This is a genomic window from Lysinibacillus sp. FSL L8-0126 (assembly GCF_038630385.1).
Taxonomy (GTDB): domain Bacteria; phylum Bacillota; class Bacilli; order Bacillales_A; family Planococcaceae; genus Lysinibacillus; species Lysinibacillus fusiformis_D.
Genome location: NZ_CP152028.1, coordinates 4,026,383 through 4,039,087, shown reverse-complemented (window position 1 = coordinate 4,039,087; position 12,705 = coordinate 4,026,383). Strand labels below are relative to the sequence as shown.

Here is a 12,705-nt window from a genome sequence, read left to right as displayed (position 1 = left end):
TGTCTGTACCTGTGCAATCATAAGACAAACAAAAAAGAGACATCCGAAAATGGATGTCTCTTTTTATACGCACGTCTATGTTAAGTGAAGATTATAGTTTCACTACATTCGTTGCTTGAGGTCCGCGGCTGCCTTCTTCTACTCCGAATTCAACTTTTTGGCCCTCTTCTAAAGTTTTGAAGCCATCTGTTTGAATCGCTGAGAAATGTACGAATACATCATTGCCACCTTCAACTGCGATGAAGCCAAAACCTTTTTCTGCGTTAAACCATTTTACTGTACCTTGTGTCATGTAAACACCCTCCCAAAAAAATTCAACAATCAATTGCTTCCATCACATATAAAAACGTTTTCAAAAGCTCTTATACCAGTTGAATCTGCGTTTTTAATCATCGCAATGAAGTAATGTAATTATTAACTATATTATAGTACAGAATTGTTTGTATATCCAGTAAATTCCGTTTTTAGTAAGAAAAAATTTACATTTGTCATCTATTAGTAATATAACGATAGCGTCTCACTAATCTATCCATGCTTTTTCTTTGGCAACAATCACAGCCTCTGCGCGTGATTCTACACTTAGTTTCACAAATAGCTTTGATAAATAATTTTCTACAGTGCGCTGGGTGACACCGATAGCAGAGGCGATGGCTTTATTCGTACAGCCTTGGGCAACGAGCTGTAAAATTTCCTGTTCTTTGTCGCTCAGTAATACCTCCTGTTGAACATTAGGTAGGTTGGCTCGTTGCTGGACAAAGTCTAAGAAATCAGCTGCCAGTAATATTTCGCCTCTTAGCGCTGCCTGAATCGTTTGGATGACCTGCTCCTTTGTCGCCAATTTTGATAATAGACCATCAATCTTTTTTTCAATTAACAGCTCATAGTAATCAGAAAGCTCGTAGCCTGTATAAAGAATAATAAGTGCCTCAGGTTGCTTTTTCCTAATCATTTCTGATAGTTGAATGCCATTAATAGGCTTCATATTAATATCGATAAGAAATAATTGAAAGCTTTCCGTCTCCATTCTTGGTAAAACGGCGGCACTATCCTGCTCCGTTTTGATTTGAACATTGGCTAAATCCTGTAGCAATGTTTTCGTACCATCTAAAACGACAGGATGGTCATCTATAATAAGTATGTTCATCATATGAATCACCGTCCTCTTGTATTTGTATAAAAATATGCATGCCTTCCTTGTGGCTCGATTGGATGGTGATGTCACCATTAAAAGCACGGACACGTTCACGAATGCCATTAATGCCCATTGAAGCAGAGGACTGAATTAAATCGTCAATGTCACAGCCAATTCCATTATCATCATATTGAAGGATAAAGCCCTGAGGCATCGCCTGTAATTTTAGTGAAACCTCGGTTGCCTCGGCATGCTTGATTGCATTATTAAAAAGCTCCTGAACGAGGCGATAAACCACAAGGTGGAGCGTGACATCCTGGAAGTGCACCCGGTCAATTTGAGCGTCTAATAAAAAGTCAGCACGTATTTTTACCTTTTGAATCAGTTTTTTTAAGGCCATTTGTAAGCCAAAGGTATCCAGGAGTGGGGGACTTAAGTTCTCGCAATATTCCCGTAAGTCCTTTGTTGCATTTAATAGCTGTTCCCGAATAGCTAGTACGGTCTCCTTTTGAATAGTAGGAGAGCTAGCAAGAACATCGAGTTCTCTGGCTAAATGCAGTTGCTCCTGCAAAATGGTATCGTGTAATTCTTGTGCTAAAATACTCTTTTCCTTCTCAATAATATTCCATAGCAATTTATCGAGCCAAGGAAGCGGCGTATCACTGGTGTTTTTCATATGCTGAATTTCGCGTACTAAATCTTCAATTTGCTGTAAATTATTAATAAACATCGATACATACAGTGCCAGCAATTCTAACCAAAGAAGCTCTTCCTTTTGAAGGGCATGCCGTATTTCTAGTAAAATTTTTTCATCCCCAGCATCGTGCAACAACAATTGGGTATAGTTGCTACCAAACTTTGGAGAAGGGGTTTCTTCTGTTATCGTACAGATATGGAAGGCAGTTGTGCCTAGCTTCTCGGTAATTTCATATTTAAAACGATCCAATAACTCTTGTTGGTTTTTGGCTTTGCCCATACGTTGCACTGCTGCATATAGATTATGTACATAATTTCCAGTAGAAGAAAAGATAATTTTTCTATACTTAAAATCGATGCGTTCTTTAATATAGAAGCTAGCAATGATCACCATGAAAATTAGTAAAAATATACTTGTGACATGGACGATGGATAATTGACCTAAGAATAAGAGGGCAATCCCCGCAGTCGATAACAGAGCGCTGAAAAAGGCCAGTGTGGAATAATAGCGCAAACGTGATAATTGGTATTCAATATCAAATAATCGTTCGTTTACCTGAATGAACAGAAACGAGAACGGTATAAATAATAGAAATAACGCAGCAATTTCGGCATGTAGTAATGGCCTATGCCCTAAAATTTCAGGTGTGACGAAAAATAATAAAAAGGGTAAAAATGGTACAATAAAAGCAATGGCAATCAAGCGAATTTTCGCCAATTTCGTGCGTAAATAACTCGTTAATAAAATATAAATAGCATAAAGCACAAGAACCGCAAATAAGCTTAAGTTCAAGATAGGCATTATTTCACGTAAAGCTGGCACGTAGCTTTCAATAAGAGAACAGCCAGGAATGATAAACGGTAGAACATAAAGCCATTTGCTGTGAGGATAGGTCCATCTGATTTGTAAGTAACGGAAAAAATGCTGTAAAAAATGGATGAAGAGCACTAAACATAGCACAATACTAATGCCAATGGTAATCATTCCAATCAGATTGCCTCTTGCCGAAGCGCCAGTGCTTATATAGCCCATGGAGCAGGTTAATAAAAATAAGACCAATAAAAATGTCGGGATGTTATCTTGATTGCGTCGCCAGACATAAAGTGCAACGCTGAAAGCTAAAAGAAAATAAAAGATCGGAAAGAGAATTTGCAAATATAATTCTTCTGGCATATCACTGTGCTTCACAGCAATGCTTTCAATGGTCCCATCAGACTTTTGAATCGTTAAGGTATTGGCACTTCGAATGATGGCATATAACTGAACAAAGCGATTCTCCATGGCTGGTTGTCCATCAATGGCCACAACGATATCGCCTTTTTCAATATTTTTTTGCGCAGCCCAGTGAGGATAGTAGCTATCTATAATGACTGGTTGACCGTTTGTCGTATCGAGAGTGAGGCTAATAAAGGGTGTTTTGATAGTAACGCCTAATACATAAATGCCAAGTATTAAATATGTAAGAAAAATAAAATATGTCCATTTTTTCATTGGGAAACCTCAAATTTGTGTATGATAATAATCTCCTATATATTATCGCTAATTATTGATAAATTTGGAATACCGAAATAACGTGTTTCGGAAAACCACTATTGCCTTTTCGGAATAACGAAATAGTGTTTTCGGACATGGCTATGATACGGTGAATTTAATTATTGTGACGAACAGGGGGTCTATTGCGTGAAAAAAGGCATTTGTACATTTATTCTTTTTTTCCTCATCGCTATGATTACCATTCCATTGACCACGAAGGCCAAAATGGTGAATCAAGATAAAGTCGAGGTAGAAATCGGTCTCATTGGTAGTGATCATCATTTTGTCTATAAGATTCCGAAGCATTTACATAAGGATATGCCCTATACAGACATGAAAAACGGTATTCAAGCTTCCTTAGCTAGTCATTGGAACATTGAAGAGGCCCGTTACGAAGCCAATAAGTCGGATGTTGCCTATACCTTTTATATTCAGGATTTATTTCAAGAAAAGCGAGATGGCCAGCTAAAAGTAGCAATCCCATATCGTAATTTAGTAGGAATGTTTGGGGAGCAAGATCCCATTCAATTGCGTATTTTAGCGAGTAAATTATCGAGTTGGACTGTCAATACAAAGGACTGGACAGCGTTTGGCTTTATGGAGCCTTTTACTGTTTTAAGTGAGCGTGAATATGTTTATGAGGGAGCAGTTAATGATTTATTAAACCAGAGGGTTGGTCATTTTGATGGCACGATACAGAAAAGTCAATTGCTATTATACAGCATCATTTATTTTTGCTTTATGGCGGTCCAACTGCTTGCTTGCATGATTTTGTCTAGGCGTTTAAAAAGAAAAATCATCGAAAATCCAGACAATATGCACCAGTTCCGTAAACTTAATTATCTGTATCAATTGTTACCGATTTTGATTATAGTTGCCCAAATCGTATTCCTCGTGTTATCGGGCTTGATTACAGCATTCGGGCTTTACTTTAGCCCTGGCATTGATTTATTAGTCATCGTTGGACCGATTTTATTGAATATTATCTTACTGCCTACTTTTTTCGTCACAACCGAGAGTGAAATTTCACGGGAGCTCAATAACAATTCCTACCATTCGGGCTGATGACAGCTTTATTCAACATTTGACATACGAAAATCCGCTATGTAATGGTATAATGGTCAACAGCAAAAGTGAGGAGTTGTTGAACAAAAATGATGCATCCAGAAATGGCGTACTTAAATTTACTACAACATATATTAGAAAATGGCACGAAAAAAGAAGATCGGACAGGGACGGGTACATACAGTGTCTTTGGTTATCAAATGCGCTTTGATTTAAGCAAAGGTTTCCCACTTTTAACGACAAAGCGTGTCCCTTTTAAGCTGGTAGCGAGTGAATTATTGTGGTTCATTAAAGGGGATACGAATATCCGTTATTTATTGCAACATAATAATCATATATGGGATGAATGGGCATTTAAAAAATGGGTGGAATCAGATGCCTATACAGGACCTGATATGACCGATTTTGGCCGCCGCTGTTTAGTGGATGAGTCGTTTAATGCCTTGTATCAAAAAGAGCTGGCTTCATTTTGTGAGCGTGTCTTAACGGATGACGACTTTGCGCAGCAATACGGCGATCTCGGCAATGTCTATGGCAAGCAATGGCGTCATTGGACTACATCTGATGGCCAGAGCCTTGACCAGCTACAGGATGTTATTGATCAAATTAAGCATAATCCTGACTCACGACGTATGATTGTCAATGCGTGGAATCCTGAGGATGTTATCAATGCGGGGGCAAAGGGCAGTAAAGCGGCATTACCGCCATGTCATGTGATGTTCCAGTTCTATGTGGCGAATGGTAAATTAAGCTGTCAATTAATGCAACGAAGCTTAGATACATTATTAGGCTGTCCGTTCAATATTGCTTCTTACGCTTTATTAACGCATTTAATTGCACATGAGTGTGGACTAGAGGTTGGCGAATTTATTCACAGCATTGGGGATGCTCATATTTATGCGAACCATGTGGAGCAAGTGAAAGAACAGCTATCACGGGAGCCAAAGGACCTACCGACATTGCACATCAATCCAACTAAAACATCGATCTTTGATATAGAGCTTGAGGATTTATCCATTGAAGGATATGATCCGCATCCAGCTATTAAAGCACCGATTGCCGTATAATCCTAGCAGCAGCCGTCTTGGTTGCTGTTTTTTTCAAACGAAGCACTAGGTCTAACGATTTGTTTTACTAAATAGGTAAGCAGTTGGATGACTGGACGAATAGTAGTTGATTATAGTAATTATGGGATTACTAGCATTATTTGGAGCGAGTCAGTCCATTATCGTGTAGAGGTGAAAGTTGTGAAAAATACAATAGTACTTCAAGCAGATGAATGTGAGCGGCAGCCGAGTCATCAACGGCAAAAACAGGGTGCTACACAACAGGTGTGTTCTTGTAACACGACGAAATTATCACAGCAGCAAATTCACGAAATGATGCAAATCATCGAAGAAATTCGTTTGAAAGGCTATAAAGAAACACTATAAATGTAAGCGCCTTCTAAGCTATAATGGCTATGGAGGTGTTTTTTTATGAATGTAATTTTTGTCGATTCATTTTCTGGAGAAGAGTTATTACATACGGTGTCACATGATGTGGCTGGTATATTGGCTGCAACTCAGGGAGAAAGTGTGACATTTCCAGTCGGTCATTTCAAATATGAATTTCATAACTTAGATTTTTATGATGACAATGGACAAATACGTCAGGAATTAGTGATATATGTGAAGAAAATATAAACGGCGTATTTGATGTAACAAAACGGAGAAAATAAATACAGGTGACAAAAAGGGCTTGCTTTTTTTTGCACCTGTAACTATAATGGTTACAACAGGTGGTGATACATATGGTGAACAGTCGATTTTCGGTGGCGATCCATATTCTTTCTCTCATTGCTACAACATCTGATAAAAGCTTACTCACGTCCGACTATATGGCTGGGAGCGTGAATACTAATCCCGTTGTTGTAAGACGTATGATTGGCGTTCTAAAAAAGGCTGGCTTACTGTCATCACATTCGGGCATGGCTGGCTATGAGCTATTAGTCGAGCCAAAGGATTTAACACTTTTAGCTATTTATCAGGCGATGAATGGGCCAGAGCAGCTTTTTGCGATTCATGATGAGCCAAACCCAGAGTGTGCAGTAGGGCGGAAAATCCAACATACATTGGAAGGTGTCTATACATCTGTTTGGCAGGCAATGGAGGAGCAATTACAAGCACAGACGCTACAGGATGTGCTGGATCAACTTCGTACTTAGACGGAGATGGTCTTTTTGTATCCAACCTGTAACCAAAATAGTTACAACTAAAATCGAGGAGGAATAAATAATGAAAATTGCCATAATTGGTGCAACAGGGAAAGCGGGACAAAAAATAGTAGAGGAAGCGTTACAACGAGGTCATGACGTAACAGCTATCGTTCGTTCAGCAGCTAAAGTGACAGCCGCTATTCCAGTGCTTGAAAAAGATGTCTTGGATATAACAGCAGAAGATGTGAAGGGCTTTGATGTCGTTGTGAATGCATTTGGTGCGCCAGCAGGACAAGAACAGTTACATGTAAAAGTGGGCCGTCATTTGATTTCGATTTTCAAAGGGATTGCTACAAAATTAGTTGTTGTAGGTGGTGCAGGTAGTTTATTTGTGGACCCAGAGAAAAAAGTGCGTGTGATGGAAACACCAGATTTCCCAGCAATGTACTTAGCGACAGCGCAAAATCAAGGACAAAATCTAGAGGATTTACAACAATCCTCTATTACGTGGACATTTATCAGTCCATCAGCATTTTTTGATCCAGAAGGACCACGTACAGGTCACTACACAGCAGGTGTTGACCATTTATTAGTCAATGACGCGGGTGAAAGCTATGTCAGCTATGCTGATTATGCGGTTGCTGTCGTAGATGAATTAGAAAATCCACAGCATGTAAATAGCCGTTTTACAGTGACATCGAATAAATAATAAAGGCAACCGAGCGTAGGAAATGCGCTCGGTTTTTAGCGATTTCTTTGCTTTTTTGAAGGATTTTTTTCGTTTACAGAAAAATGACTGTTTACAATACGACTTTTATTAGCTACTATCAAGTGTGAGTATTACATAAAAGGAGACGACAATGATGTCAACACAACGTATAGAAAAAGATTTTTTAGGTGAGCGCGTATTACCAGCAGAGGCTTATTACGGAATTCAAACATTACGTGCAACGGAAAACTTCCCAATTACAGGCTACACAATTCACTCTTCACTTATTAAGGCGATGGGGATTGTGAAGAAAGCAGCGGCTTTAAGTAATATGGAAGTACACCTATTATCAAAAGAAATTGGTGAGGCAATTGTCGAAGCAGCACAAGAAGTAATTGATGGCAAATGGGATGCAGAATTTCTTGTAGACCCAATCCAAGGTGGAGCAGGTACATCCATCAATATGAATGCTAATGAAGTCATCGCCAACCGTGCCCTAGAAATCTTAGGGAAAGAAAAAGGTGACTATCACACAGTAAGCCCAAACAGTCATGTTAATATGTCCCAATCAACAAATGATGCGTTCCCAACAGCTATTCATATCGCTGTTTTAAATTTAATAGATGAATTATTAGTAACGATGGATTATATGCAATCGGTTTTCCATCAAAAAGCAGAGCAATTTGCACATGTCATTAAAATGGGTCGTACGCATTTACAGGATGCCGTGCCAATTCGCTTAGGACAAGAGTTTGAAGCTTATTGCCGCGTGATTAACCGTGATATCGTACGCATTCGTCAAACACGTCCAAATTTATATGACGTGAACATGGGTGCAACGGCTGTTGGAACAGGTTTAAATGCCTTCCCAGATTACATTAAATCCGTTGATGAGCATCTTGCTGAAATTTCTGGTTTACCATTAAAAGGTGCGACACATTTAGTGGATGCAACACAAAATACAGATGCTTATACAGAAGTATCAGGCGCTTTAAAAATCTGTATGATTAATATGTCTAAAATCGCTAATGACTTACGTTTAATGGCTTCAGGTCCTCGTGCAGGCTTAGGAGAAATCCTTTTACCAGCTCGTCAACCAGGATCTTCGATTATGCCAGGTAAAGTCAACCCAGTTATGCCAGAGGTACTGAACCAAGTTGCCTTCCAAGTGATTGGTAATGACCATACGATTTCACTAGCATCTGAAGCTGGACAATTAGAATTAAACGTAATGGAGCCTGTTTTAGTGTTTAACTTAATTCAGTCCATTAGCATTATGAATAATGTTTTCCGTGCGTTTACGGAAAATTGCTTAAAAGACATCGAAGCAAATGAAGAACGCATGAAAGAATATGTAGAGAAAAGTGTAGGGGTACTAACGGCTGTCAACCCACATATTGGCTATGAAGTAGCAGCACGTCTTGCGCGTGAAGCAATTCTAACAGGTCGTTCTATTCGTGAGCTTTGCATTGAAGAAGGTGTCTTAACAAACGAACAATTAGACTTAATATTAGATCCATATGAAATGACACACCCAGGTATTGCTGGCTCTAGTATCATGAATTTAAAATAATTCCAACATCAAGACTGTAGACATGCTTTACGAGCTGTCTATAGTCTTTTTTTATGCAGTCATCAATAGGCTTGTGTCTTTGTTCTTATAAAAGAGAGCGTATCCTTATGATTTTTAGGATTTTTCAACTATAATAATGGTATGGAAGACATATTTTAGTTGGGGGAATTTGGAATGAGTTTACGAAAAAAGAGTTTACTTGGCTTTGCAGTTTTAAATGTCTTAATGATTATTATTCTCTTTATTGATTTAGCCAATGTAACGACATTAGAATGGCTTTCGACTGTATTAACCATCGTAGGAATAGCCATTACATTAGCTTACACCGTATATGTTCATTACAAAGTGATACAGCCTATCAAACAATTAACAGAGGCTGCACAGGGTATTACGGCAGGCCAATTAGATACAGTTGTCATCGAGGTTCGTGACAAGAGTGAGATTTCTCAGCTAGCGCAATCCTTTTTAGAGATGCAGGAACAATTACGCACAATGACACAAAAAATTGCGCACAGCTCTACAGATTTATCAGCAAGCATCGAAGAATTATCCGCAAGTACGAATGAAATTACGGTAGCTGTGGAAGAAGTCGATCAACAAATGGAGAAAACGTCAGAGGGCTTGAAGCAAGCGGCACAATCTGCCAATGATAGTGCTAATGCTATGCAAGAAACTGTCGATGGAATCGGACGAATTACGGAAGCCACTCAGGATGTGTTTGATCATGCAAAAGATGCCAATGAGATTGCAGGAAATGGAGCGAATATTTTACATGTGGCGAAGGAACAAATGAAATTTATTTCTTCTTCAACCGAAAAAACGAGCGGACTCATGCAGCAATTATCCAATAAAATGACAGATATTAAATCGATGACTGAGATGATTACAGCTATTACGGACCAAACGAATTTATTGGCATTGAATGCCGCCATTGAAGCAGCTCGAGCTGGAGAACATGGGAAAGGCTTCGCAGTTGTGGCAGAGGAAGTGCGTCAATTAGCAGAGCAATCCAAGCATTCTGCTGCACAAATCGTGGACTTAGTAGTGGGCATTGAAACTGACACGAAACAGGTAGCATCCTCAGTGGAGGAGGATTTAAAAAATGTTCAGCAGGGTGTCTATGTCATTGATGAGGCAACAAAATCCTTTGGCACGATTTCACAGCATGTTAGTCAAATGACGAGCCAGCTTGAGGATATTTCAACAACAGCTGAACAGCTTTCTAGCAGTGCCAATGAAGTAGCTTCCTCTGTGACAACGATTGCTAATGGTATGGGTAAGCTATCGTATTATACAGAGGCTGTTTTACATTCAATGGATGAGCAAACAGCCTCAATGCAAGCTGTCAATCATGTGACACAGGATTTAAGCGTACAAGCTGATAATTTACAAAAGCTAACAAATCAATTTCAGGTTTAAGCAAGAAAAACATATTTTCAAGGTTTTTTAGCCCTGAATAGCTAGCTAAGAACAAGATGATTTTGCCTCCACAGATAGCTATGCACAAAGGTGGTTTCAGGCGATAGATAAGTAATTTGAAATGCACTTCCTGTCATTAGAATGGGAAGTGTTTTTTATTGGCGGACCAACGTAATTAATTTCTTAGTGAAATCCTTAGAGATCACGTAGATTGTATGCGTAACCTTAACCTACATTCAGCTACTGATTTGTCCTTTTTCACCTTACCAAAGGTGATAGCCATATTTGTTTCTAGCCGTATCCTCTATTTACACCATATTGACAACACCTTCATTTTTGACAGCTGTTGCCATCGCTTCTTGGAATAATTTGAGTGATTCTTCATTCCCATCCTCTTTAAAAAAATCGCTATTTACCTTACCAAAAGAGATGCTAACCTTAACTAGCTTGCCCTCTCTTCATCACAGCCTAAACAATAGCTAGTAGAGAGCCTATGATTACGTGCAATGCTTCGCCTTTATAGACTCAATAAAACCATTATTTCCTGTCGTAGCGCTATCTTCTTTGTAATACATTAAATAAATGACAATGAAAGGGGCCAGGAGATGGGCTTATTTGATGGATTAATCGGCAATGCGAGCGAGGTGAATTTAGAAAAATTACAGGAGGAGGTCCGTGATTTATTGATTCCAAACGAAACAATCAAAAATGCCTATAAAATTATAAGAGACACGTTTATTTTTACGAATAAACGATTAATCCTTATCGATAAGCAAGGGGTGACTGGCAAGAAAACCGAATATCATTCCATCCCCTATAAAAATATCGTTCATTTTTCAGTAGAAACAGCCGGGACATTTGATTTAGATGCAGAGCTCAAAATATGGGTGTCAGGTAGTTCGTTACCGATTCAAAAAAACTTCAACAAGGCGACGAATATTTACAAAGTGCAAAGTGTTTTAGCGCAGTATGTTTTGGGGACGTAATGTATGGTACTAAAAGCCCGCATTTATGCGAGGCTTTTTTGTTGTGCAAAGAAAGGATGATAAAGATGAGGAAATACCTTGTGAAGGGTGTAAGGGATTCCAGTTCCGATTACGAAACAGGCACATAATGTAGAGAAGGTGTTAAGAGATAATGAAGTTGTTTAACTAAGAAGGACACATATATGGTAATATTTATTTAAAAAAGATGGAGTGAATTATGAGTAATTCTATTAATTATAAAATATGGACGGTGTGTATGATTCAAAGTGAAGAGAAGGTTTTACTTCTGGATAGACAGCACGACAATTTCAAAGGTTTTATTCCACCGGGTGGTAAAGTTGAATTTCCTGAAAGTATTGTAGAAAGTGCTATCAGAGAAGTAAAAGAAGAAACGGGGTTAGAAGTTAGAAACCTTATTTATAAAGGGCTTTATGAATATGTTAATCCAGTCGCAAAAGATAGATATATGATATTTAATTACATAACAAAGGATTTCGAGGGTGAACTCTTGAAAGATGCTCCAGAGGGGAAAGCGGTTTGGGTAGATATAGAGAACGCATATAAACTTCCTATGCAGCCATCGATACGGAGAAGATTTCCTTTATTTTTTCAAGATGGAACATTTGAGATTCAAGTTGAATGGAACCACGAAGAAAATAAAGAAGGGAAAGTTACTATACGTCACACCTAAAACTTGTTATTGGACTGACAGGGGGCAATCGTTCAATAGAGCAGTCGCTTTTCAATAACATCGAGGTCAGTTCAATACATATATATGTGAAGAATAAATAATGGGGCTTAAATTTACCCACTTTGTTAAATAGTTTAACTTTCAATATCTAAATGGTAGAGAGGGATTAAGAATAGCTAGAGAAAATTCTAAAATAAAAGGTGCTTGACCGTCCTTTTGTTTATTTAACGAACGGTGCATATTGTTGAAGAAGAAATTTTATAATAGTGATTTATTAAAGAATAGGGAAGTGGCAGTAACCATGAACTACATAATCAGATTAGCGAATGAAAACGACTTATCGGGTTTATGATAGTAGAAATAATAAAGATCTATTCACGAATTATTTAAAGCAATTTGCAAAAAAGGAATAATATCAAGACGCACTTATATTAGGTTTTGGAGTTCTTAAATTAAAAGGTACTTTGCTTCCTAAATTAAGTGACCTATATGTAAAAGAGGATTATCGTGGTAATGGTATAGGTTCAGACTTAATGAGGTATAGAGAAAATATTGCAAAGAGTTTAGGACATTCTGAAATATTTGTGAGTGTTGACTCGATAGAAAATCCCAACATGATAAAGTTAATTAGCAAACACGGTTACGAACCTATCTCTTACCTATAATAAAACTACACAAGAATTGATTTCAGGAAGTTGTTGAA

At 38.2% G+C, this 12,705-nt stretch carries 14 protein-coding genes; 11 read left to right on the top strand and 3 right to left on the bottom strand.

Annotated features, from left to right (window positions below; translation table 11 throughout):
* Positions 1 to 91 precede the first annotated feature (91 nt).
* From MHI34_RS19485 to MHI34_RS19475, 3 genes are all read right to left on the bottom strand, one after another.
* A complete protein-coding gene (locus MHI34_RS19485; protein ID WP_036122451.1) occupies positions 92 to 292 on the bottom strand; it encodes a cold-shock protein in 201 nt (66 codons plus the stop codon).
* Positions 293 to 520: 228 nt separating this feature from the next.
* A complete protein-coding gene (locus MHI34_RS19480) occupies positions 521 to 1,147 on the bottom strand; it encodes a response regulator transcription factor (RefSeq protein WP_036122449.1) in 627 nt (208 codons plus the stop codon).
* On the bottom strand, positions 1,122 to 3,320 hold the full coding sequence (locus MHI34_RS19475; protein WP_089932200.1) for an ATP-binding protein: 2,199 nt from the start codon (positions 3,318 to 3,320) through the stop codon (positions 1,122 to 1,124). Before MHI34_RS19475 ends, MHI34_RS19480 begins: the two co-directional genes overlap by 26 nt.
* A gap of 189 nt (positions 3,321 to 3,509) precedes the next feature.
* Between MHI34_RS19475 and MHI34_RS19470 the strand changes: the two genes are divergently transcribed.
* From MHI34_RS19470 to MHI34_RS19420, 11 genes are all read left to right on the top strand, one after another.
* On the top strand, positions 3,510 to 4,427 hold the full coding sequence (locus MHI34_RS19470) for a hypothetical protein (RefSeq protein ID WP_101966626.1): 918 nt from the start codon (positions 3,510 to 3,512) through the stop codon (positions 4,425 to 4,427).
* A gap of 89 nt (positions 4,428 to 4,516) precedes the next feature.
* Positions 4,517 to 5,494: a thymidylate synthase gene (locus MHI34_RS19465; RefSeq protein WP_036122437.1), complete on the top strand. Its 978-nt coding sequence runs from the start codon at positions 4,517 to 4,519 to the stop codon at positions 5,492 to 5,494.
* Between the two features lie 87 nt (positions 5,495 to 5,581).
* Positions 5,582 to 5,860 carry a hypothetical protein gene (locus MHI34_RS19460; protein WP_244504823.1) on the top strand — a complete coding sequence of 93 codons (279 nt, stop codon included), beginning with the start codon at positions 5,582 to 5,584 and terminating at the stop codon, positions 5,858 to 5,860.
* A 45-nt stretch (positions 5,861 to 5,905) separates the two neighbouring features.
* Positions 5,906 to 6,112 carry a hypothetical protein gene (locus MHI34_RS19455; RefSeq protein ID WP_036122432.1) on the top strand — a complete coding sequence of 69 codons (207 nt, stop codon included), beginning with the start codon at positions 5,906 to 5,908 and terminating at the stop codon, positions 6,110 to 6,112.
* 107 nt (positions 6,113 to 6,219) lie between these two features.
* A complete protein-coding gene (locus MHI34_RS19450) occupies positions 6,220 to 6,633 on the top strand; it encodes an Rrf2 family transcriptional regulator (RefSeq protein WP_342503828.1) in 414 nt (137 codons plus the stop codon).
* A gap of 70 nt (positions 6,634 to 6,703) precedes the next feature.
* Positions 6,704 to 7,333: an NAD(P)-dependent oxidoreductase gene (locus MHI34_RS19445; RefSeq protein WP_342503827.1), complete on the top strand. Its 630-nt coding sequence runs from the start codon at positions 6,704 to 6,706 to the stop codon at positions 7,331 to 7,333.
* A gap of 154 nt (positions 7,334 to 7,487) precedes the next feature.
* Positions 7,488 to 8,906 (top strand): aspartate ammonia-lyase, encoded by a 1,419-nt coding sequence (gene aspA, locus MHI34_RS19440; RefSeq protein WP_036122404.1) that lies wholly within the window; start codon positions 7,488 to 7,490, stop codon positions 8,904 to 8,906.
* Positions 8,907 to 9,080: 174 nt separating this feature from the next.
* Entirely contained in the window at positions 9,081 to 10,325 is a 1,245-nt protein-coding gene (locus tag MHI34_RS19435; RefSeq protein WP_342503826.1) for a methyl-accepting chemotaxis protein, read from the top strand.
* A 605-nt stretch (positions 10,326 to 10,930) separates the two neighbouring features.
* Positions 10,931 to 11,311 carry a PH domain-containing protein gene (locus MHI34_RS19430; RefSeq protein WP_036122398.1) on the top strand — a complete coding sequence of 127 codons (381 nt, stop codon included), beginning with the start codon at positions 10,931 to 10,933 and terminating at the stop codon, positions 11,309 to 11,311.
* Between the two features lie 217 nt (positions 11,312 to 11,528).
* Complete coding sequence (locus MHI34_RS19425; RefSeq protein WP_342503825.1) at positions 11,529 to 12,002, top strand: 8-oxo-dGTP diphosphatase; 474 nt, start codon at positions 11,529 to 11,531, stop codon at positions 12,000 to 12,002.
* 464 nt (positions 12,003 to 12,466) lie between these two features.
* Positions 12,467 to 12,667, top strand: a complete 201-nt coding sequence (locus MHI34_RS19420) for a GNAT family N-acetyltransferase (protein ID WP_342503824.1) — start codon at positions 12,467 to 12,469, stop codon at positions 12,665 to 12,667.
* The last annotated feature ends 38 nt before the right edge of the window (positions 12,668 to 12,705 follow it).